The 25,222-nt window shown below is 74.3% G+C and carries 1 protein-coding gene; it reads left to right on the plus strand.

Annotated elements, in window-relative coordinates; translation table 11 throughout:
* The first annotated feature begins 12 nt into the window (after positions 1-12).
* Entirely contained in the window at positions 13-25,200 is a 25,188-nt protein-coding gene (locus tag OG447_RS10865) for a non-ribosomal peptide synthase/polyketide synthase (RefSeq protein ID WP_266936280.1), read from the plus strand.
* The last annotated feature ends 22 nt before the right edge of the window (positions 25,201-25,222 follow it).

The raw sequence follows: 25,222 nt of genomic DNA on the forward strand, positions 1-25,222 counted from the left end.
GGAGCATGCACAGTGAACAGTCGCCGCACCGCCATCGCCCCCCTGCCCGCGACGGCCGCCCAGCGCGGCGTCCGCGTCGCCGAGGAGCTGGACGGGGACGCCTCCGGCTTCCAATGCGGGGCCGTACTCGAACTGACGGGCCCCGTCGACCCCGAGCTGCTCGCCCGGGCCGTCGCCCGGGCGGTGGACGACGCCGAAGTCCTTCGTGTGCGGTTCACCGAGCATGACCACCGGCTGACGCAGCACGTCCTGCCCCCCGGCGAGGTGACGGCCGAACGCAGCCTGGACCTCGTCGACTTCCGCGGGCACGAGGATCCGGCCGTGGCCGCCGACGCCTGGGCGGCGGCACGGCTCGCCCGGGCATCGGCGATGCTCGGGCCGGACCCCCTCGTCACCCACACCCTCCTGCTCCTCGGCCCGGACCGGTCACGGCTCTACCTGGGCTACCACCACGCCCTGCTCGACGGGTTCGGCCAGAGCCTGCACACCGCGCGGATCGCCGAGGTCTACACGGCCCTGGCGGCGGGGGCGCCCGTACCGTCCTCGGCGGCCGGCGCCCTCGCAGACCTGGTCGAGCAGGACCTCGCGTACGAGACCTCCACGACGCGCGAACGCGACCGGCGCCACTGGCGCGAGACGATGGCCGGCCTGACCGTGCCCCTGGACCGTCCGCAGGGCGTGGCCGTGGCACCCTCGCGCAGTCAGGGCAGGCTGGACCACGCCCAGAGCCGCCCCCTGCTGGAGGCGGCGCGGCAGGCCGGGGTGCCGTGGACGGCCATGGCCATCGCGCTGGCCGTGGCACACCGCCGGGCCGTCACGGGCGAGGACGAGGTGGTCGTCGGCCTGCCGGTGGCCGCCCGCCTGGGCCGTACCGCGCTCAGCACCCCCGGCATGTTCGCCAACGAACTGCCGCTGCGCCTGCGGGTCACCCGCTGGACCACACTCGGGGAACTCGTCGGCGAGGTGCGGCGCTCCGTCGGCTCGCTCCTGCGCCACCAGCGCTTCCGCGGCGAGGACCTGCACCACGAACTCGGCCGTTCCGGAGGCGGCGCCGGCTTCGGCGGCATGCTGCTCAACGTCATGGCCTTCGACCGGCCCCTGCGGTTCGGCGAGGCGCACGCGGTCACCGACCAGCTCTCCACCGGGCCGGTCCGCGGACTGAGCGTGAACATCTACGGGAACGCCGACGGCCTGGCCATGTCCCTGCACGGCAACACCGAGGAGTACACCGAGCCGGTCCTGACCGAACTGCGCGAGGGCCTCACCCACCACTTCCGGTACGCGGCCGCCGATCTCGGCCGCCGGATCGGCTCCCTCGACGTCCGGACCGCGGGCATCCGGACCGCTCCGGTGCACGGCGCCGCCCTTCCGCCCGCGCCCGGCGCCGCCGCCACGCTCACCGAAGCCTTCGAGGAACGCGCCGCGCAGGCGCCCGACGGCGTCGCGCTGGTCCACGGCACCGCCACCACCACGGCCGGCGAACTGAACGCCGACGCCAACCGGCTGGCCCGCCTGCTGCGCTCCTCGGGCGTGGGGACCGAAGACCTCGTCGGCCTCTACCTGCCGCGCTCCGCCGACCAGATGACGGCTCTGCTCGCCGTGCTCAAGGCGGGGGCCGCCTACCTGCCGCTCGACCCCGCCTACCCGGCCGGCCGGACCTCCCACGTCCTGGCCGACGCCCGGCCCGCCGTCGTCCTCACCAGCGCCGCACTCGCCGAGGCGCTCCCGCCCGGCTCCCCCCGCGCCCTGGTCCTGGACGACCCCGAGGTCCTGCACGCGCTGGCCGCGGCCTCCCCGGCCGACCTGACCGGCCCCGAACGCCCCGTCGTCACCGCCGACTCGGCCGCGTACGTGATCCACACCTCCGGCTCCACCGGACGCCCCAAGGGCGTCGTCGGCCTGCACGGCGGTGCGCTCAACCGCGTCCGCTGGTTCGCCGACGCCCACCCCCTGCCGCCGGGCCGGTCCGTCCTCGGCAAGACCTCGCTGAGCTTCATCGACGGCACCACCGAGACGTTCGGAGCCCTGCTGTTCGGAGCGCCCCTGGTGCTGGCGGGGGACACCTCCCTCGCCGCCGCCGAGGACGTGCTCACCCTGGTCGAACGGCACCGGGTGGGCCGCGTCGGCCTGGTGCCGAGCCTCCTGTCCGCCCTGCTCGACAGCGACAGGGCCCACCTGATCAACACCTGCGCACTGTGGGTGAGTAGCGGCGAGGCCCTCCCGGAGGCCCTGTCCGCCCGCTTCGCCGAGGCCGCCCCGGACGCGACGCTGCTCAACCTCTACGGATCGTCCGAAGCCAGTGGCGACAGCCTCGCCCACGTTTGCGCCGGTGCGGACGTCCGGCTCGGCAGCCCGATCCACCACACCACGGCGACGGTCCTCGACGACCTGCTGCGGCCGGTCCGCGCCGACGGCGCGGGAGAGCTCCACCTCTCGGGAGCGGGCCTCGCCCGGGGCTACCTCGGCCGTCCGGACCTGACCGCCGCACAGTTCGTCGCCGCCCCGGGAGGGGCGCGCACGTACCGCACCGGGGACCGCGTACGGATGCGCCCCGACGGGACGTTCTCCTACGTGGGCCGTACCGACTCCCAGGTCAAGGTGCGGGGCAACCGCATCGAGCTCGCCGAGGTCGAGGCCGCCCTGCGCGGAGCCCCCGGCGTCACCGGGGCGGCGGCCACCGTCCGCGAGGACACCGACGGCGCACTCAGGCTGGTCGGCTACGTCACGTCGGCGACCGCCGCCGCGGACCCCGCCGAGGTACGGCGCCACGTCGCCTCCGTACTCCCCGACCACGCGGTGCCCGCGGCCGTCGTGCTCCTCGACGCCCTCCCGCTCACGCCCAGCGGCAAGACCGACCGGGGCGCCCTGCCCGCACCCCGGTTCACCTCCGGGACGGGCCGTGCCCCGGTCGGCCCGACGGAGACGGCGCTGTGCGCGCTCTTCGCCGAGGTCCTCGACGTCGACGCGGTGACCGCCGAGGACGGCTTCACCGACCTCGGCGGAGACAGCATCAAGGCCCTGCGCCTCGTCGGACGCGCCCGCAAGGCCGGAATGGTCCTCACCGCCCGGGCCGTCTTCGAGCACCGTACGCCGGCCGCGATCGCCGCGACCCTCGACGCCGACGGCCCGTCCGCCGCGCCCGTCGGGGCCGAGCTGCGCCCCGGCCTGTCCGACGAGGAGAGCGCAGCGCTGCGCGCGGAGCGGGGTGAAGGCGAGATCCTGCCGGTCACACCGCTCCAGGAGGGCTTGCTCTACCTCGGGCTGCTCGACGGCCCCGACGCCTACGTGGTGCAGAGTGCCCTGGACCTGGAGGGCGAGCTGGACCCCGGACGGATGCGCACCGCGCTGGGCCGGCTGCTGCACCGCCACGCAAACCTCCGCGCGGCCTTCCTCCACGAGGGCCTGACCAACCCGGTCGCCTTCTGCGCCCCCGAGGTGCCCGTTCCCTGGCACCACAGCGATGTGAGCGCCCTCGGCCCGCAGGACCGCGAGCGGGTCGCCGCCGACGCGGCCGCGGAGGACCGTTCGGCGCCGTTCGACCCGTCGACCGCCCCGCTGCTGCGGCTGCGGCTCGTCACCCTGGCCGACGACCGCCACCGGCTGGTCCTGACCTACCACCACCTGCTGCTCGACGGCTGGTCGCTGCCCGTGCTGGTGCGGGAACTGCTGCACCTGTACGCGGCGGGCGGCGACCCGGACCGGGAGCCCGCCCGGCCGGTGCCGTTCAGCGAACACCTGCGGCTGCTGGGCGCGCGGGACCGGGAGGCGGCCGTCGGAGCGTGGCGCCGGGCACTCGCCGGGCCTGTGGAGCCCTCCCTGGTCGCCCCGGGAACCCAGGGCGTCCAACATGCGCCCGAGGTGGCGGAGATCCGTCTGGACCCGGCCGCCACCGACCGTCTGGAGCGGCGGGCCCGAGCCGCCGGGGTGACCCTCGCGTCGGTCGTCCAAGCGGCGTGGGCGCTGGTCCTCGGCGGCCTCACCGGCCGCAGCGACGTGGTCTTCGGAGTCACGGTCGCGGGCCGCCCCGCCGAACTCGACGGCCACGAGGACATGCTGGGCCTCTTCGCCAACACCGTTCCCGTCCGGACCGGGTGGACCCCCCGGCAGGAGCTGGGCGCACTTGCGGCCCGGCTCCAGGCCGAGCAGGGAGCCCTCCAGGAGCACCACCACCTCGGCCTCGCCGACATCCAGCGGGCAGCGGGCCTGGAACAGCTCTTCGACACCCTGGTCGTGGTGGAGAACCAGCCCGCCGGCCAGCGCGAGCTGTCCGACGCCGCCGACGCCGCGGGCGTCCGCATCACCGCGACGGACTTCCGCGACACCACGCACTACCCGCTCACCCTGACCGTGCTCCTGGGCGAGGAGCTCGTCCTCCAGCTGGAGCGGCGTACGGACCCCGCCGCGACCCCCGCGGCGGAGGTCATCGCCCGGCGGGCGGCCGCGGTGCTCACCGCCTTCGCCGACACGCCGTCCCTGGCCCTCGGCCGGCTCGACCTGCTCGGCCCGGCAGAACGGCTGCGCGCCCTGGCCGCGGGCGACAACACCGCCCACGAGCCGCTGGACTCCAACGTAGGGGAGCTGCTGGAGCGGCAGGCCGCCCGCACCCCCGACGCCGTCGCACTCGTGGCCGAGGGCGAGGCCCCGGTGACCTTCGCCGCCCTGGACGCTCGGGTGAACCGCCTCGCGCGTCACCTGATCGCCCTGGGCGCGGGCCCCGGTGCCGTCGTCGGTCTGCTGCTGCCCCGCCGCGCCGAGCTGGTCGTCGCCCTGCTCGCCGTACTGAAGTCCGGCGCCGCCTACCTGCCCATGGAAGCCGACCTGCCCGCCGGCCGCGTCGAGCGCCTGCTGGGCGAGGCCGCCCCGGTGCTCGTCCTCACCGCCGGCGCCGCCCCGGACACCGGTGGCACACCGGTCCTGGACCTGGCGGACCCCGCCACCCGGGCGGCCGTCGACGCACGGCCCGACGGAGCCGTCACCGACGCCGACCGGCGCCGCCCGCTGACCCCGGCCGACGCCGCCTACCTGCTGTACACCTCCGGCTCCACCGGACGGCCCAAGGGCGTCGTCATCGAGCACCGCGGCGTACGCAACCTGATCGCCCAGCACCACCAGGCGCTCGCGGGTCCCCACGTGCGCGGCCACCTCGGCCGCCCGATGCGCTTCCTGCTGACCGCCCCGCTCTCCTTCGACACCTCGTGGGAGGGGCTCATCTGGATGCTGGCCGGGCACGAGCTGCACCTGCTCGGGGACGACACGCGCCGGGATGCCGCGGCCGTGGTCCGCCACCTGCGCGCGACCGGCGCCGACGTGCTCGACGTCACCCCGTCCTACGCCGAGATCCTCCTGGAAGAGGGGCTCCTGGACGGCCCGGTGACCCCCTCCGTCCTGATGCTCGGGGGTGAGGCGGCGGGCGAGCGGCTGTGGACCCGGCTCAGGGAGACGCCTGGGCTGGAGGCGCACAACATCTACGGCCCCACCGAGTTCACGGTCGACGCCCTGGCGGCCGACCTCGCCGACACGGCCCGGCCGATGATCGGACGCCCCGTGCGCGCCACCGGCGCCCATGTGCTGGACGATGCGCTCCGCCCGGTCCCGGACGGCGTGCCGGGGGAGCTCTACCTCACGGGCGAAGGGCTCGCCCGCGGGTACCTGGGCCGTCCCGACCTCACCGCCGAGCGCTTCGTCGCCACTCCCTTCGGGGTGCCGGGCGCGCGCGCCTACCGGACGGGCGACCTCGTACGCCGCCGCGCCGACGGCCTCGTCGAATACCTCGGCCGCTCCGACAACCAGATCAATGTCCGCGGGTTCCGCGTCGAACCGGGCGAGGTCGAGGCGGTCCTCGGCGAGCACCCGGCCGTGGCCCGGGCCGGCGTCACGGTCCGCGACGACCGCCTGGTCGCCTACGTCGTCGTACGGGAGGGCGCCACGACGAGCCCCGCGGAGCTGCGCGCCCACGCGCTGGGTGCGCTGCCGCGCTACGCCGTGCCGCAGGCCGTCCAGCTCGTCCCGGACCTGCCCCTGTCGCCCAACGGGAAGCTCGACCTGAAGGCCCTGCCCGCCCCGGCCACCGAGCCGCGGGCCGCCGGCCGCGCCCCGCGCGACCACCGCGAAGAGGCCCTGTGCGCCCTGTTCGCCGATGTGCTCGGCCTGGAGGCCGTCGGACCCGAGGAGAGCTTCTTCGAACTGGGCGGCCACTCACTGATCGCCACCCGGCTGGTGGGCCGGGTCCGTTCCGTCCTCGGTCTGCGGCTCAGCGTGCGGGACCTCTTCGACGCGGTCACCCCGGCCGCGCTGGCCCTCGTACTGGCCCGCGCGGAGACGGCGCAGTCGGGCCCCGCCGCACCGTCCGAACGGCCCGGGCGCATCCCCATGTCGCACGCCCAGCGCCGGCTGTGGTTCCTGCACCAGCTCGAAAGCTCCCGCACCACCTACAACATGCCGATGGCGCTGAAGCTGTCCGGTGCCCTCGACCCGCAACCGCTGGCAGCCGCCCTGTCCGACGTCGTGGCCCGGCACGAGATCCTGCGCACGCAATTCGCCCAGGACGCCGAGGGCCCCTACCAGACGGTGCGCCCGCACGACGGGCTGCCGTTCCCGCTCCCCGTCGTCGACCTGAGCGCCGAGGAGCTCGACGACCGGCTGGAACGGGCCGCTTCGCGCCCCTTCGCGCTCGGGGACGAACCCCCCTTCCGCGGGGTGCTGTTCCGCTGCGCCCCCACCGAGCACGTCCTGCTGCTGGTCGCCCACCACATCGCGGGCGACGGATGGTCCGTCGCCCCGCTGCTGGGGGACCTGGCGCACGCCTTCGCCTCCCGCCGGATCCACCGCGCTCCCGTCTGGGCCGCGCCTGCGGTTCAGTACGCGGACTACGCCCTCGCGCAGTCCCGCCTGCTCGGCAGCGAGGACGACCCGGACAGCGCCGCCGCGCGCCAACTCGCTTACTGGAGGGAGGCCCTGGCCGGCCTTCCGGAAGAGACCGCGCTGCCGCTCGACCGGCCGCGGACCTCCGCGGTGTCCGACCGGGGCGGCAAGGTGGCCTTCGCCGTACCCGAGCACAGCTACCGGCAGCTGCGGGCACTGGCCTCGGCCGGCGGCACCACCCCCTTCGTGGCGCTCCAGGCCGCGGTGGCGGTCCTGCTCTCCCGGCTCGGCGCCGGACCGGACATCGCCCTCGGCGCACCCGTCGCCAACCGGGCGGACGAGGCCTACCACGGCACCGTCGGAGCCTTCGTCAACACCGTCGTCCTGCGGACCGACCTCACCGGTCACCGGTCCTTCCGCGACCTGCTGACGGCGGGACGCGAGACCAATCTGCGGGCCCTCGCCCATGCCGACCTCTCCTTCGAACGGCTCGTGGAGGTGCTGCGCCCTGCCAGGTCCCTGTCCCGTCACCCGCTGTTCCAGGTGATGCTCACCTTCGACGACGCACCCGCCCAGGCCGTCGTGGACTCCCTCGCGGGCTTCGGCGCACTGGACGTCGCCGTCCAGGAGGTGGAGAGCGGTCTCGCCAAGTTCGACCTCGGCTTCACCCTCTCGGCGAACGGCGACGGCGACGGCGCCGGCGGCGGCGGCGGCCTCTCGGGCGAACTGGACTACCGCGCGGACCTGTTCGACGAGGTCACCGTACGGTCCCTCGCCGAACGCCTGGTCCGGGTCATCGGTGCGGTGGCGGCGGACCCCGATGCCCCGCTCGACGCCCTCGACGTGCTCGGCGGGCACGAGCGGACCACGATCCTGTCCCACTGGGGCGCCGGTACGCCCGGTCCGGCCCCGGAGACCCTGCCCGCCCTCTTCGAGGCACAGGTGGCCCGGCACCCCGACGCCACCGCCGTGGCGCAGGACATCGGCGGGGAGTCGCTCACCTACCGCGAGCTCAACGAGCGGGCCAACCGGCTGGCCCGCCACCTCGTCGCACTCGGCGCCGGCCCCGACCGCTTCGTCGGAGTCTCCCTGCCCCGGTCGGCCGACTGGGTGACGGCCTGGCTCGCCGTGGCGAAGGCGGGAGCGGCGTTCCTGCCCATCGACCCGGCCTACCCGGCCGAACGCATCCGCTTCATGCTCGGTGACGCCGCACCCCACCCCGTACTCACCCTGGGCGAGCTCGCTCCCTCACTGATCGAAGCCGGCGCCGACTGCCTGGTCCTCGACGACCCCGGGCTCGCCACGACGCTCCGCGGCCTCCCGGCCGGCGACCTCACCGACGCGGACCGGTCGGCCCCCCTGCGGCACGACCACGCGGCCTACGTCATCTACACCTCCGGCTCCACCGGAGTGCCCAAGGGAGTCGTCACCCCGCACACCGGCATCGCCGCCCTGTCCGCCCTCCAGCGGGCGCAGCTCGGCCTCGGCCGGGGCTGCCGGGTCCTCCAGCTGGTGTCGACCAGCTTCGACACCTCGCTGTGGGACTCCTTCTGCGCGCTCCTCTCCGGCGCCACCCTGGTCCTCGCGCCCCGCGAGACCCCCCTGGGCGAGGACCTCGCCGACTTCGTGCGCGAGGCCTCCGTGACCCACATCGCGGTGCAGCCCGCCGTCGTCGCCAACCTCCCCGACGGCGGCCTGCCCGAGGGGGTGACCCTCACCCTCAACGGCGACGTACTGCCGCCGGCGCTCGTCGAACGCTGGCTGCCGGGGCGCCGGATCCTCAACGGCTACGGCCCCACCGAAGCCACGGTCGGCGCCGCGATCTGGGACTGCGCCCCCCACACCGGTGCGGGCCCCGTACCGATCGGCGCCCCCTTCGACGGCAAGCGGCTCCTGGTCCTGGACACCCTCCTGCGCCCGGTCCCGGCCGGTGTCGCGGGAGAGCTGTACATCGTGGGCGGCCTGGCCCGTGGCTACCACGGCCGCGCCGCGCTCACCGCGGAACGCTTCGTCGCCTGCCCCTACCCGTCGGACCGCTCCGGTCCCGGGGGAGACAGGATGTACCGCACGGGCGACCGCGTGCGGTGGAACCGCGAGGGAGCGGTCGAGTTCCTCGGCCGCACGGACGACCTGGTCAAGCTTCGGGGCTTCCGGATCGAGCTGGGCGAGGTGGAGAGCGCGCTGGCCGAGCACCCCGCGGTCGCGCAGAGCGTTGCCGTCGTGCGCGAGGACGTACCGGGCGACCGGCGGCTGGTGGCGTACGCGGTACCCGAGCAGGGCGCCGCCGTGGACGGTACGGAACTCCAGAACTGGCTCGCCCAGCGCCTGCCCGCCTACCTGCTGCCCTCCGCATGCATGCTGCTGGACGCGATGCCGCTGAACGTGAACGACAAGGTCGACAGGCGCGCCCTGCCGCGTCCCGAGAACCACGGTCTGCGGGGACGGGCGCCCCGCAACGCCCGTGAGCAGCAGCTCTGCGAGCTGTTCGAGCAGGTGCTGTCCAGCGGCCCCGTCAGCGCCGACGACGGCTTCTTCGACCTCGGCGGAGACAGCATCCTGTCCATCCAGCTCGTCAACGCGGCACGCCGGGCCGGACTGGCCCTCAGGACCAGGGACGTGTTCGAGAACCCGACGCCGGCCGGGCTCGCCGCGCTCGTCCCGGCGGCCCCGGCCGGTACGGGCGGCCCCGACGCGGGGGAACTCCCGCTGACGCCGGTCGTCCACCGCTGGCGGGAACTGGGCGGCGCGACCGCCACGTTCCACCAGTCGGTCGTCGTGCCCACACCCCCCGGTGTGGTCCTCGAGGACCTGACGGCCGCCCTCTCGGCCCTGACCGACCATCACGACGCACTCCGGCTCTCCTTGACGACCGCACCGCAGTGGCAGATGCGGGTGCTCGCCCCGGGCGCCGTCGACGCGGCTGCCCGGGTGCGCCGCGTCGACGCCGTCGGCGCCGCCTCGCTGCGCGACCTGATCACCCGGGAGGCCGAAGCGGCCCGGGCCCGGCTCGCCCCCGAGGACGGCGAGGTTTTCCAGGCCGTCTGGCTGGACCGCGGCAGCGCTCCCGGCCGACTGCTGCTCGTGGGCCACCACATCGCCGTGGACGGCGTGTCGTGGCGCATCCTGCTGCCCGACCTCGCCGAGGCCTGGCAGGCGGTGCGCGAGGGGCGCCCCGTCGCCCTCGCGCCGGTGACGACGTCCCTGCGGGCCTGGGCGACGGGCCTGCACCGGGCGGCGGTGGAACCCGCCCGCGAGGCGGAACTCGGCCCGTGGCTGCGGCGGGCGGACGCGGACCTCCGCCCCGTGGGCGGGCGTCCGCTCGACCCCGCGCGTGACGTCCTGCGCAGTGCCGGACGCCTGGAACTGACCCTGGCGCCGGACACCACGGCACGCGTCCTGGAATCGACGGCGCGGCTGCGCTGCGACGTGAGCGAGCTGCTGCTCGCCGGGCTGGTCCTGGCGGTCTCCCGCTGGGACCGCGACCGGCCGGGCGTGCTGGTCGAGGTGGAGGGCCACGGCAGGGCCGAGGCCGCGGTACCCGGCGCGGACCTGTCCCGCACCGTGGGCTGGTTCACCTCGCTGTACCCGGTGCTGCTGCCGGCCGGGCTCGACCTGGACGAGGTCCTCAGCGAGGTGAAGGAACGCGTCCGGGCCGTCCCCGACCAGGGGCTCGGCCACGGGATGCTGCGCCACCTCAACCCCTCGTCCGGGCCCCGGCTGGCGGCTCTGGCCCGCCCCGACTTCGGGTTCAACTACCTGGGACGGATCAGTGCCGCCCAGGAGGGCTTCTGGACGTCGACCGCCGACGAGGGCGCCGACCTGGACGGGCAGGACCCGGACACCCCGCTGTCGCACGCGGTCACCCTCGACGCGGTGACCCTGGACGGGCAGGACGGGGCGCGGCTGGCCGCCACCTGGAACTGGGCGGGTGAGCTGCTGACCCCCGAGTCGGCGCGCGTCCTCGCCGAGGAGTGGTTCCGGGCCCTGGCCGAACTCGCCGCCCACGAAGCGGCGCTCACCCCCGCGGACGTCTCCGCCCCGGGCCTCACCCGGGCGGACCTCGACATCCTGCAGAAGGCGCATCCGGACCTGGAGGACGTACTGCCGCTCTCGCCGCTCCAGCAGGGGCTGCTCTTCCACCACGTGCACAACGGATCCCTCGGCGAGGACTACGTGGTGCAGTGCGCGGCGGACCTGACCGGGCGGCTCGACGCGGAGCGGCTCGCCTCGGCCTCCGAGGCGCTGCTGGCACGCCACGCGAACCTGCGGGCCGGGTTCCGCCACGAGGACGTCGACCGGCCCGTGCAGGTCCTGCCCGCGGTCGCGCCCGTGCCGTGGACCTACCGGGACGCGACCGGCCTGGACCGGGCCGGCCGGGAGGCGGCCGTCGAGGAGGCCGCCCGCGCGGACCGCGCACAGGGCTTCGACCTGAGTGCGCCGCCGCTGCTGAGGTTCACCCTGGTGAGGACGGGGGAGCAGCAGTACCGGCTCATTCTGACGCTGCATCACATTCTGCTCGACGGCTGGTCGATGCCGGTCCTCTTCCACGACCTGCTGCAGCTGTACCGGACGGGCGACGCGGGGGCGCTGCCCGCGGTGCGGCCCTTCCGGGACCACTTGCGGTGGCTCGCCGCCCAGGACAGGGAAGCGGCCGTCCCGGCCTGGCGCACCGCCCTCGAAGGACTGCCCGGGCCGACCCTCCTGGTACCCGGTCACACCTCGGCCGACCCCGGAGCGGCGACCGCCGAACTGTCCGAGGAGGACTCCGCGGCGGTGGTGGCGTTCGCGCGGGGGCGGGGTGTGACGGTGGGTGCGGTGGTGCAGGCGGCGTGGGCGGTGCTGCTGAGTGGGTTGGCGGGCCGTGGTGACGTGGTGTTCGGTGTGACGGTTTCGGGTCGTCCGGCGGAGCTGGACGGTGTGGAGTCGATGGTGGGGCTGTTCATCAACACGGTTCCGCTGCGGGTGCGGGTGGATCCGGCGGAGGGGTTGGGCGACCTGGTGGTGCGGGTGCAGGCGGAGCGGTCCGCGCTGCTGGCGCACGAGCACCTGGGGCTGGCGGAGATCCAGCGAATCGCCGGGCACGGCGAACTCTTCGACACCACGACCGTTTTCGAGAACTACCCGGTGGACGCCGACGCGCTGGCCCGGACGGCCGCCGCGTGCGGACTGGAGCTGGGTCCGGCGGAGATCAGCAACGCCGGCCACTACCCCGTGACCGTCACCGTGGCACCCGGAGCCCGGATGGCCTTCCAGTTCCGGTACCCGTCCGGCGCCTACGGACCCGAAGAGGCCCGCGCGGTCGCCGACGCGCTCGCCGGAATCGTCCGGCTCACCGCCTCGGCACCCGGGACACCGGCCGCAAAGGCAGAAATTCCCGCAACGAAGGAGAGGCAGCAGATCGTGGAGTGGAACGACACCGCGGGCGAGGTGCCGGCCGGAACCGTCATCGATCTCTTCGAGACCACGGCCGCCACCACCCCCGACTCCGTGGCCCTGGTCACCGACCGGGGACGGCTGACCTTCGCCGAGCTGGACGAGCGGGCCGACGCGCTCGCCCGGCTGCTCGTCGAAGCGGGGGCCGGGCCCGAGCGGTTCGTCGCCGTCCTGCTGCCGCGCTCCGAGGACTGGGTCACCGCGGTCCTGGCCGTGCTCAAGTCCGGGGCGGCGTACGTCCCCGTCGACCGCGCCCAGCCCGCCGAGCGCATCGCCGGGATCCTCCGCGACGTCGCCCCCCTGGCCGTCGTCACCACCTCCGCGGTCGCCGCCGACTGCGGGCTGCGGGACGACCGCGTGATCGCCCTTGACGACCCGAGGACCGCCACGGCCCTCGCAGAAGGCCGTACGGGCAGGGCCGCGCCGCGCGCACTCCGGCCCGAGCACCCCGCGTACGTCGTGTACACCTCGGGCTCGACCGGCGCCCCCAAGGGCGTCGTGGTCCCGCATGCGGGCCTCGCCGACCTCTACGCGGCCCACGTCCAGGCTCTGTTCACGACCGGCCGTGGGCGGACCCTGAGGGTCGGACACCTCAGCCCCGCGACGTTCGACGCGGCGTGGAACCCGCTGCTGTGGATGGTCGCCGGACACGAGCTGCACGTACTGGACGAGGCGACCCGGAAGGACCCGTACGCCGTCGTCGCCCTGGTCGACTCGGCCCGGCTGGACTACGTGCAGGTCACGCCCACCTACTTCGACCGCCTCGTGGACGCGGGATTCCTGGGCGAGGGCCATCATCCCGCCGTGGTGGCCCTGGGAGGGGAAGCGGTCTCGGCGACCGCCTGGGAAACCCTGGCCGCCTCCCGCTCCACCGCGTGGAATCTCTACGGCCCCACCGAGTGCACCGTCGACGTCACCGGCACCACGATCGAGAGCGGCACCGTCCCGCACCTGGGCCGCCCGCTGGGCAACACCCGGATCCACCTGCTCGACACCGCCCTGCGCCCGGCGGCGCCCGGCACGGTGGGCGAACTCTACGTGGCGGGGCCCCAGCTGGCCCGCGGTTACCTGAACAGGCCCGGCCAGACCGCCGAACGGTTCGTCGCCGACCCCTCCGGCGCCCCCGGGGACCGGCTGTACCGGACCGGCGACCTGGCCAGGCGCCGGCCGGACGGCAGGCTCGAGTTCGTCGGCCGGGCCGACCAGCAGGTCAAGCTGCGGGGCTTCCGCATCGAGCCCGGTGAGGTGGAAGCCGCCCTGGCGAGCCACCCCTCGGTTGCCGCAGCCGCGGTCGTGGTGCGCGAGGACCGGCCCGGTGACCGGCGTCTCGTCGGATACGTCGTGCGCCGGGCCCCCGGCGGCCCGGACCTCCGCGCCCACCTGGCCGGACTGCTGCCCGAGCACCTGGTGCCCGCGGTCGTCGTGGACCTGCCCGAACTCCCGTTGACCGGCAGCGGCAAGCTCGACCGCACGGCACTGCCGGCTCCGGAGCACTCGGCGCCCGCCGGCGGCAGCGTTCCCCGCACCGCACAGGAGGCCCTGCTGGGGTCCCTGTTCGCCGAGGTGCTCGGCGTCCCGGAGGTGGGGACCGGGGACGACTTCTTCACCCTCGGCGGCGACAGCATCCTGTCCATGCAACTCGTGGGACGGGCCCGGCGCGCCGGACTGACCCTGACGACGCGGGACGTCTTCGACCACCGCACCGTCACCGCCCTGGCCGCGCACGCCGCGCCGGCCGCCGCCGCCGAGCCCGAGCCCAACGACGACGGAGTGGGCGAGATCCCGCTGACACCCGTCATGGTCAGGTTCGCGGAGTCCGGCGCCCCGCTGGACGGCCATGCCCAGACGATCTCCGTCCGGATGCCGGCGGGACTGGAGCCGCGCCACCTGACCGAGGCCTTCCAGGACCTCCTCGACCACCACGATGCGCTGCGGCTCACCCTGGACTCCGACGAAGCCGGCTGGGTCCCCGTGGTCCGCCCGCGCGGCGAGGTGCGCGCCGAGGAGGTCCTCGGACACCTGGCCGCCGGCGACGGGGCCGCCGAGGCCGCCGCCGCCCTGGCCGCGGGGCGGCTCTCCCCCGAGAAGGGCAGCGTCGTCCAGGCCGTCCTGGTCGAACCGGGCACGGACGGGCGGGGACTCCTCGTCCTGGCCGTGCACCACCTCGCCGTGGACGGGGTCTCCTGGCGGATCCTGCTGTCCGACCTGGCCGAGGCCTACCGTTCCCGCGCCGGGGGAGCCCGGCCGCGACTGCCCCGGGTGGCCACCTCGCTGCGCACCTGGGCCGAGGGTCTGGCCGGCCAGGCGGCGGCGCGCCGCGCGGAGCTGCCGCTGTGGAAGGCCGTCCTGGAGGGCTCCGATCCGCTGCTGGGCATCCGGCCGCTGGACCCCGCCCTCGACGTCGCCGCCACGGTCCGCCGCCGGGAGGTCGTACTGCCCGCAGACCTCACGCGCGGCGTCCTGGCCGGCGGCCACCCCGATCACGTGATGCTGGCGTCGCTGGCCGTCGCGGTCGGCCGCTGGCGCACCGCACGCGGACACCGCCACGCATCGGGCCTCCTCGTGGACCTGGAGGGGCACGGGCGGGCCGAGCACCTCGTCGAGGGCGCGGACCTGTCGCGCACCGTCGGCTGGTTCACCAGCATCCACCCGCTGCGCGTCAAGGCCGATGACCCCGACGCCCGCGACGCCGGGCGGACCGCGCTGCGCCACACGGCCGAGGCGATCGCCGCCGTTCCGGACGGCGGCGTCGGCTACGGCCTGCTGCGCCACCTCAACCCGCGGACCGCTCCCGTCCTGGCCCGCGCCACGGCGCCGCAGATCATGTTCAACTACCTCGGCCGGATCGGCGTCCCCGCGGACGCCGACGGCTTCGTCCCCGAGTCCGTCGGCGTCGGTGACGAGGACCCGGCCACCCCGCTCAGCCACGTGCTGGTGCTCGACGCCGTCGCCACCGAGGACGCCACCGGGCCCCGGATCAGCGCCACCTGGTCCTGCGCCGGTGAACTCCTCGGCGAGGAGGACGTCAGCGAGCTCGTCACGGCGTGGACCGAGGTGCTGCGCACCCTCACCGAGGGTCCGTCCGACGGCGGCGACGGCCCGCGCGACGGAGGTGACGGCGGCGGTGACGGCGGCGGTGACGGTTCCGGCCGCCCCTCCTCCCCGCCGGCCGCCGGTCCGGCCCGCTCCCTCCCCACGGACACCACCGACGTCTCCCTGGCCCCCGGGGAACTCGAGAACCTGACCGGGGACGGCCCCGCCCCGGAAGCCGTGCTGCCGCTGACGCCGCTCCAGGAAGGGCTGCTCTTCCACCGGGCCCTGGCCGAGGACGGACCGGACGTCTACAACGCGCAGGTGGCCCTCGAACTCAAGGGCTCCCTCGACCCCGCCCGCCTGTACGGGGCCATGACGGGCCTGCTGGAGCGCCACCCGAACCTGCGGGCCGGATTCCGCTTCGACGGCGTCCGGAGCCCGGTCCAGGTCGTCCCGTACGAGGCCGAACTGCCCTGGACCGAGGCCGACCTGCGTGACCGCGAGGACCCGGGCGCCGAGGCGGACCGCCGGGCCGTGGCGGACCGGATCCGCCCGTTCGACCCGGCCCGCGGCCCCTTGCTGCGCTGTCTGCTGCTGCGCCTGGCCGAGGACGCCTGGCGGTTCGTCATCACCAACCACCACGTCCTGTGGGACGGCTGGTCCACGCCGGTCCTGCGCCAGGAACTCCTCACGCTGTACCGGACGGGCGACGCGGGCGCGCTGCCCGCGGTGCGGCCCTTCCGGGACCACCTGCGGTGGCTCGCCGCCCAGGACCGCACGGCTGCCGAACAGGCCTGGCGTACCGCCCTCGACGGGCTGCCGGGACCGACGCTGCTCGCTCCGCCCACCGACGGCGCGGCCGAGGCTCCGCGCCGTCTGGAGACCGTCGTCGACGCGGGGACCTCCGCGGCGGTGGTGGCGTTCGCGCGGGGGCGGGGTGTGACGGTGGGTGCGGTGGTGCAGGCGGCGTGGGCGGTGCTGCTGAGCGGGTTGGCGGGCCGTGGTGACGTGGTGTTCGGTGTGACGGTTTCGGGTCGTCCGGCGGAGCTGGACGGTGTGGAGTCGATGGTGGGGCTGTTCATCAACACGGTTCCGCTGCGGGTGCGGGTGGATCCGGCGGAGGGGTTGGGCGACCTGGTGGTGCGGGTGCAGGCGGAGCGGTCCGCGCTGCTGGCGCACGAGCACCTGGGGCTGGCGGAGATCCAGCGGATCGCCGGGCACGGCGAACTCTTCGACACGGCCACCGTGGTCGAGAACTACCCGGCCGGCGAGGGAGAGATCGAAGTCGTGCCGGGACTGGTGGTCTCGGGCACCGACGGCTACGACTCCACCCACTTCCCGCTCGCCCTCGCCGTACTGCCCGAGGACGTCCTGCACCTGCGCCTCGACTGCGCCCCCGGCCTGTTCGACGACGAAGGCCTCGCCGCCGTCGCCGAACGCTTCACCAACATCCTGCGCCACATCAGCGCCACCCCCGGGCTGCCCGTCGCCCGCGCCGGTCTGCTCAGCGCGGCGGAAGCCCACCTGGCGGCCGGTGACGGCACCGCCGGCCGGCCCGCCGAGGCGGGCGCCCTCTGGCACGAGCTGTTCGAGCGGCGGGCGGCCGCCGAGCCCGATCGCCCCGCGGCGGAGTTCGACGGCACCGTACTGACGGCCGCGGAACTGAACGCGCGCGCCAACCGGCTCGCCCGCCTGCTGATGGCCCGCGGCGCAGGGCCCGAACGCTTTGTCGCCGCGGCAGTGCCCCGTTCGATCGACCTGCCCGTGCTCATCCTGGCCGTGGCCAAGTCCGGCGCCGCACTGGTGCCCGTGGACGCCGCCCAGCCGGCCGAGCGCATTGCCATGGTGCTGGGCGACACCGCCCCGGTGCTGATCGTGACCACGCGGGCCGCCGGCCTGGCGGACCACGCAGCGCCGCGCGTCCACCTCGACGACCCCGACACCCTCGCCGCCCTCGCGACCCTGGCGGACGACGACATCCGGGACGAGGAACGTGGCGCCCCGCTGCTGTCCGCGCACCCCGCGTACGCCATCCACACCTCGGGTTCGACGGGCCGCCCCAAGGCCGTGGTGGTCACTCACGCCGGCCTGCCCGCGCTGGCCGCGGCCCAGATCGAGCGCTTCGCCGTGAAGCGCGACAGCAAGGTGCTCCAATTCGCCTCGCCGACCTTCGACGCCTCGGTGTCCGAGCTGGTGATCGCGCTGCTCTCCGGCGCGGCGGCGGTCTACGCCTGCGCGGACGACCTGCTGCCGGGACCCGGGCTCATCGGCCTGCTGGCGGACCGGGGCATCACGCACGTGACCCTGCCGCCCGCCGTGCTCTCCGCCCTGCCCGACGGCGCGGTCCCCGCCGGCACGGTGATCACCGTCGCGGGCGACGCCTGCGGCCCCGAGGTGGTACGCCGCTGGGCGCCGGAACGCCGGCTGATCAACGCGTACGGCCCCACCGAGTGCACGGTCTGCGCGACCATGTCGCAGCCCCTGGTGCCGGACTCCGGGGCCCCGCCCATCGGCGGCCCCCTCGAGGGATCCGTGCTCCACGTCCTGGACTTCGCCCTGCGCCCGGTACCGGTCGGCGTCGCCGGCGAGCTCTACGTATCGGGGCCCTCCCTCGCCCGGGGCTACCTGGGCAACCCGGGCCTCACCGCCGAGCGGTTCGTCGCGGGCCCGTCCGGCGGCCGGCTGTACCGCACCGGCGACCTGGTACGGCGCCGGCCCGACGGCCAGCTCGAATTCATCGGCCGCGCCGACGACCAGGTGAAGGTGCGCGGGTTCCGCGTGGAACCCGCTGAGGTGGAGGCGTTCCTCGGCGCGGAACCGGGCGTCGCCCGCTGCGCCGTCACCACGGACGGCGAGCGGCTCGTCGCCCTGTTCGTTGCCGAACGGGGAGCCGATCCGGACCCGCAGGAGCTGCGCGCCTCGCTCGCGGAGCGGGTGCCGGCCCACCTGCTGCCGTCCCTGATCGTCCGTGTCGACGACCTGCCGCTGACCCGAAACGGCAAGCTGGACCGCGCGGCGCTCGTGGTGCCGAGGGCGGCGGCCGCCGAGGCCGGACGGGGACCGCGCACCCCCCGCGAGGAGATCCTGTGCGGGCTGTTCGCCGACGTGCTCGGCGTGGACGCCGTGGGCATCGACGACGGCTTCTTCGATCTGGGCGGCCACTCCCTGACCGCCACCCGTCTGGTCAGCCGCGTCCGTGACGTGCTGGGCGCCGAGCTGTCCGTCCGCGACGTCTTCCAGGCCACGACCGTCGCCGAACTGGCCATGCTGGTGGGTTCTTCGGGTGTGGGTGTGGTGGGTTCTTCGGGTGTGGGTCCGGGTGGTGTGGTGCGGCCGGGGCGGTTGCCGTTGTCGTTTGCGCAGCGGCGGTTGTGGTTCTTGCACCGGTTGGACGGGCCGGGTGCGGTGTACAACGTGCCGATGGCTCTGCGGTTGTCGGGGCGTTTGGACCGTGGGGCTCTGTTCGGGGCGTTGGGTGACGTGGTGGTGCGTCATGAGGTGTTGCGGACGGTGTTCGCGGAGGATGCGGAGGGTCCGTACCAGGTGGTTCTGGATGCGGGTTCGGTGTCTCCGGAGTGGGTGGTTGCTTCGGTTTCGGAGGGGGATCTGGAGGGTGAGCTGTCGGCTGCTGCGCGGCGGGGTTTTGATCTGTCGGGTGAGTTGCCGGTGCGGGGGTTCTTGTTCGAGGTGGGGGTGGATGAGCATGTGGTGCTGATCGTGATGCATCACATTGCGGGTGATGGCTGGTCGGTTGGGCCGTTGGCTGCTGATTTTGCGGAGGCTTTTGCGGCGCGTTGTGCTGGTGGGGCTGTCGGGTGGGGGCCTTTGCCGGTGCAGTATGCGGATTTTGCTGTGTGGCAGCGGGAGTTGCTGGGTTCGGAGGGTGATCCGTCCAGTGCGTTGTCGCGTCAGGTGGAGTTCTGGCGTGAGGGTCTGGCGGGTCTGCCGGTGGAGTTGGCGTTGCCGGTGGACCGGGTGCGTCCGGCGGTGGCTTCGCAGCGTGGTGGGCGTGTGGAGTTTGTGGTTCCGGCGGGGTTGCATGCGGGTGTGGCGGCGTTGGCGCGGGAGTGCGGTGCCACGGTGTTCATGGTGATGCAGTCGGCGTTGGGTGTGCTGCTGTCGCGGTTGGGCGGTGGTGATGACGTGCCGGTGGGTGTGCCGGTGGCGGGTCGTGGTGATGCGGCGTTGGAGGGGTTGGTCGGGTTCTTCGTCAATACGCTGGTGTTGCGGACGGACGTGTCGGGTGATCCGTCGTTCCGTGAGCTGGTGGGGCGGGTGCGTGCGGCTGATCTGGCGGCGTTCGCGCATCAGGACGTGCCGTTCGAGCGGTTGGTGGAGATCGTCAATCCGGAGCGGTCCGCCGCCCGCCACCCCCTCTTCCAGACCGCTCTGACCTGCAACACCGCCGACCAGATCGCAGCGCTCGAAGTGACCACCCGGATGCCGGGCGTGGCTGCCGAGCCGATGTCCGTCGACACCGGCTCCGCCAAGTTCGACCTCGACTTCGAGTTCGGGGAGTCCTTGGCGGACGGAGCGCCCGCCGGCATGACCGGCACCCTCGACTACGCCCTCGACCTGTTCGACACGGAGACCGCCCGGCTCCTCACCACCCGCCTGCTGCGGCTGCTGGAGACGGTCGTCGCCGACCCGGAGACGCGGGTCCGCGGGATCGACCTGCTGGACGCCGCGGAGCGGGACCGGGTCCTGCACGAGTGGGGCGCCGGCCAGGTCTACGTCCTGGACGAGAACCTGGAGCCGGTGCCGACCGGCGTGTACGGCGAGGTGTACGAGGCCGCCGGCCACCCCGGGGCCGGCATGGTCGCCGACCCGTACGGGCCCCCCGGCCGCTGGCTCGCGCGCAGCGGCGAACGCGGCCGCTGGACCCACGGCGGCGAACTGGTCCGCACCTCCCCGGCGGAGCCCGAGCCGCAGACCGCGGCCGTGGTGACCGGCACGGTGCGCGGCCCGCTGACGCCGACCGAGGAGATCCTGTGCGGGCTGTTCGCCGAGGTGCTCGGCGCGGACGCGGTGGGACCCCTCGACTCTTTCTTCGGCTTGGGCGGCCACTCCCTGGCCGCGATTCGGCTGCTGAACCGGATCCGTACCGTCATCGACTCCCCGGTCTCCCTCAAGGAGTTCTTCGACGCACCGACTCCGCGCGGGGTCTCCGCCCTGGTGGGTTCTTCGGGTGTGGGTGTGGTGGGTTCTTCGGGTGTGGGTCCGGGTGGTGTGGTGCGGCCGGGGCGGTTGCCGTTGTCGTTTGCGCAGCGGCGGTTGTGGTTCTTGCATCGGTTGGACGGGCCGGGTGCGGTGTACAACGTGCCGATGGCTCTGCGGTTGTCGGGGCGTTTGGACCGTGGGGCTCTGTTCGGGGCGTTGGGTGACGTGGTGGTGCGTCATGAGGTGTTGCGGACGGTGTTCGCGGAGGATGCGGAGGGTCCGTACCAGGTGGTTCTGGATGCGGGTTCGGTGTCTCCGGAGTGGGTGGTTGCTTCGGTTTCGGAGGGGGATCTGGAGGGTGAGCTGTCGGCTGCTGCGCGGCGGGGTTTTGATCTGTCGGGTGAGTTGCCGGTGCGGGGGTTCTTGTTCGAGGTGGGGGTGGATGAGCATGTGGTGCTGATCGTGATGCATCACATTGCGGGTGATGGCTGGTCGGTTGGGCCGTTGGCTGCTGATTTTGCGGAGGCTTTTGCGGCGCGTTGTGCTGGTGGGGTTGCCGGGTGGGGGCCTTTGCCGGTGCAGTATGCGGATTTTGCTGTGTGGCAGCGGGAGTTGCTGGGTTCGGAGGGTGATCCGTCCAGTGCGTTGTCGCGTCAGGTGGAGTTCTGGCGTGAGGGTTTGGCGGGTCTGCCGGTGGAGTTGGCGTTGCCGGTGGACCGGGTGCGTCCGGCGGTGGCTTCGCAGCGTGGTGGGCGTGTGGAGTTTGTGGTTCCGGCGGGGTTGCATGCGGGTGTGGCGGCGTTGGCGCGGGAGTGCGGTGCCACGGTGTTCATGGTGATGCAGTCGGCGTTGGGTGTGCTGCTGTCGCGGTTGGGCGGTGGTGATGACGTGCCGGTGGGTGTGCCGGTGGCGGGTCGTGGTGATGCGGCGTTGGAGGGGTTGGTCGGGTTCTTCGTCAATACGCTGGTGTTGCGGACGGACGTGTCGGGTGATCCGTCGTTCCGTGAGCTGGTGGGGCGGGTGCGTGCGGCTGATCTGGCGGCGTTCGCGCATCAGGACGTGCCGTTCGAGCGGTTGGTGGAGATCGTCAATCCGGAGCGGTCCGCCGCCCGCCACCCCCTCTTCCAGACCTCGCTGTCGGTGGAGAACGCCGACGTGCTGAGCACGACGCCGCTGCCGCAGGTCGCGGGGCTCACCGCCCGGACCCACCCGGTCGACACCGGCGCCGCCAAGTTCGACCTGGCCTTCGGCTTCGCCGAGCTTCCCGAGGGAGGCTGCAGCGGATCCCTCCAGTACAGCCTCGACCTGTTCGACCCGGAGACCGCCCGGCTCCTCACCACCCGCCTGCTGCAGGTCCTGGAGAGCGCACTGGCCGACCCGGACCGTGCCATCGGCGGGCTCGAGGTGCTGCCGGCGGAGGAGCGCCACCAGGTGCTGGAGGAGTGGAACGACACCGCGACCGGCGTCGGCAGCCCCACCTTCCCCGAGATCTTCGAGGCACAGGTGCGGCGGTCACCGGACGCGCCGGCCCTGGTCGAAGGAACCACCGAACTCGGCTACGCCGAGCTCGACGCCCGCGCCAACGCCCTGGCACACGAGCTGATCGCCTCGGGGGTGGGCACCGAGGACGTCGTTGCGCTGCTGCTGCCCCGGTCCGCCGAGCTCGTCGTGTGCCTGCTCGCCGTGGTCAAGGCGGGTGCCGCGTACACCCCGGTCGACCCCCTGCTCCCCGACGCCCGTGTCAGCACGGTGCTGGAGGGCAGCGGCGCGGTCCTGGTGCTCACGGACCGGCCGGGCCTCGCCCGGGCCGGGGACGTCCCCGCCCTCGTGGTCGGCGAACTGGACCTGGCCACCCGGCCGCACCGGGCCCCCACGGACACCGACCGGCTGCGCCCGCTGCGCCACGACAACGCCGCCTACCTCATCTACACCTCGGGATCGACGGGCGTGCCCAAGGGCGTCGTCGTCCCGCACACCGGACTCGCCTCGCTGGCCGCGGAGGAAGGAGAACGCTTCCGCGTCCGCCCGGACAGCAGGTTCCTCCAGCTGTCCGCTCCCGGCTTCGACGCCATGGTCCTGGAGGTGACCTCCGCGTTCGCCGCGGGCGCGGCCCTCGTGGTCCCGCCGGCCGGTCCCCTCGCGGGCGAGATGCTCGCCGAGGTCGTCGCCGCGCACCAAGTGACCCACGCCCTGGTTCCGCCGGCCGCACTCGCCACGGTCCCCGAGGGCGCGCTGTCCTCGATGACGACGCTCGTCGTGGGCGGCGAGGCGTGCGGACCGGAGCTGGTCGCGCGCTGGGCACCCGGCCGCCGCATGGTCAACGCCTACGGCCCGACCGAGTCCTCCGTGGTCACCTCGGCCTCCGACCCCGTAGGTTCCGACGGCGAGGTCCCGATCGGACGGCCCGTCCAGAACACCCGGGTGCACGTCCTGGACTCCGCGCTGCGCCCCGTACCCGTCGGCGTGCCGGGAGAGATCTACGTGAGCGGCGCCGGGCTCGCCCGCGGCTACCTCGGCAGCCCCGCCCTCACCGCGGAGCGGTTCGTCGCACTGCCCTTCGGCGCACCGGGAGAACGCGCCTACCGCACAGGCGACCTGGCCCGATGGCGCCGTGACGGCCAACTGGTGTTCCTGGGGCGGGCCGACGGGCAGGTCAAGCTGCGCGGTGTGCGCATCGAGACGGGGGAGGTGGCCGCCGCGGTCTCCGCCGCGCCCGGGGTCCTCACCGCCGTCGCCGGACTCCACACCGACGGCGACGTGCCGCGGCTGGTCACCCACGTCGTCGCGCTGCCGGGCGTGGACCTCGACCCGGCCGAGGTGCGCGCGTACGCGGCCACCGTCCTGCCGCGCCACCTCGTCCCGGCTGCCGTGCTGGTGGTGCCCGAAATCCCCACCACACCCAACGGCAAGGTCGACCGGAAGGCGCTGCCCGCACCGCGGTTCGCCCCGGGCTCCGGCTCGCGCGCGGCCTCGGGGTCCCACGAGGAACTGTTCGTCTCCTTCTTCGCCGAGGTACTGGGCCTGCCGGAGGTGGGCGTCGACGACGGCTTCTTCGACGTGGGCGGCGACAGCATCCTGGCGATCGAGCTGGTCGGCAGGGCCCGCCGGGCCGGCTTCGTCCTCACCCCGCGGCAGGTGTTCGAGCACGAGACGCCCGCCCGCCTGGCGGCCGCGGTCACCTCGGCCGGCGGCTCCGCCGCGGAACCGGAGGGCAGTGGCACCGGCCCGGTGCCGCTGACCCCCATCGCGGCCTGGCTGCGCGACAGCGGCGCACCGTTCACCCGGTTCAGCCAGTCCACCCTCGTGCGGACCCCGGCGGGCCTGACCGCGTCCCAGCTGCGCGACGCGCTCGCCGCGCTCCTGGACCGGCACGACGCCCTGCGCCTGACACTGTCGACGGACGACGGCCGGTGGGAGCTGTCCGTACGCGAGCGGGGATCCGTCGACGCGTCGGAATGCCTGCACCGGGTGGACGTGACCGGGCTGGAGGAGGGCCCCCTGCGGGCCGTGCTCGCCGAGGAGGGCGAGGCGGTCCGGGCGAGGATCGACCCCGAGCGGGGCGCCGTCCTGCGCGCCGTCTTCTTCGACGCGGGCCCCGGCGCGGACGGCATGCTCCTGCTGGTGGTCCACCACCTCGCCGTGGACGCCGTGTCCTGGCGCGTGCTGCTGCCCGACCTCTCCGAGGCGTGCGCGGCGCTCCTGGCGGGCGACCGGGTGGAGCTGCAGCCCGTCGGCACGTCGGTGCGCTTCTGGGCCACCCGGCTGACGGAACTGGCGGGCGACCCCTCGCTCGTCGCCGACGCGCCGGCTTGGGCGCGGGCCCTGCGGGCCCCGACGGCCTCCCTCGCCGACCGGACGCTCGACCCGGAGACGGACCTGACGAGGACCGCCGGTCACGTACGGACGCTGCTGTCCGCCGAGACCACCGCCGCCCTGCTGACGCAGGCACCGGCTGCCTACCGCTGCGAACCGCGGGACCTCCTGCTGGCAGCCCTGGCCTGGGCCGTCGCCGACTCCTCCGTGAACGGCGCCTCCGCCGTCGTCGCCGAGGTCGAGGGCCACGGACGCGACGAGGACCTCGTACCCGGCGCGGACCTGTCCCGTACCGTCGGCTGGTTCACCCAGACCCACCCGGTGCGTCTGGACCTGGCCGGCCCCGACCGGGCCGAGGCCTGGTCGGGCGGTCCCGCCACGGGCCGCCTTGTCAACACCGTCAAGGAGCAGTTGCGCGCGCTGCCGGCGCGGAAGCCGGGCTACGGGCTGCTGCGCCACCTGAACCCGGTGGCGGGCCGGGAGATCGCCGCCTCCCCCGCGCCGCAGCTGGCGTTCAACTACCTCGGGCGCTTCACGGGATCCGGAACCGAAGAGGGCGAGGACGCCGGCCGGTTCACCCCGGTCTCCGGCTACGAGACCGGTGCCGACCAGGACCCCGAGGCGCCCCAGTCGCACCTGCTCGACCTGACGGCCCTGGTCGCCGACCACGAGGGCGCCCCCGCCCTGATGGCCCACTGGAGCTGGGCCTCCGCGGCCATCCCCCGCGAGCGGGTCGAGAAGCTCGCGGAGCTGTGGACCCGGGCCCTGGAGACCTTCGTCCGCCATGCCGCGAGCGATCGGGGACTTACACCGTCGGACCTGACGGTCAAGCACCTCAGTCAGGACGAGATCGACGAGTTCGAACTCGATTTCGACCTGGACGGGGAGCAGGAGTGGTGAGCCGCGGGTCCGGGTACCCCGC

The organism is Streptomyces sp. NBC_01408, from assembly GCF_026340255.1.
Classification (GTDB): domain Bacteria; phylum Actinomycetota; class Actinomycetes; order Streptomycetales; family Streptomycetaceae; genus Streptomyces.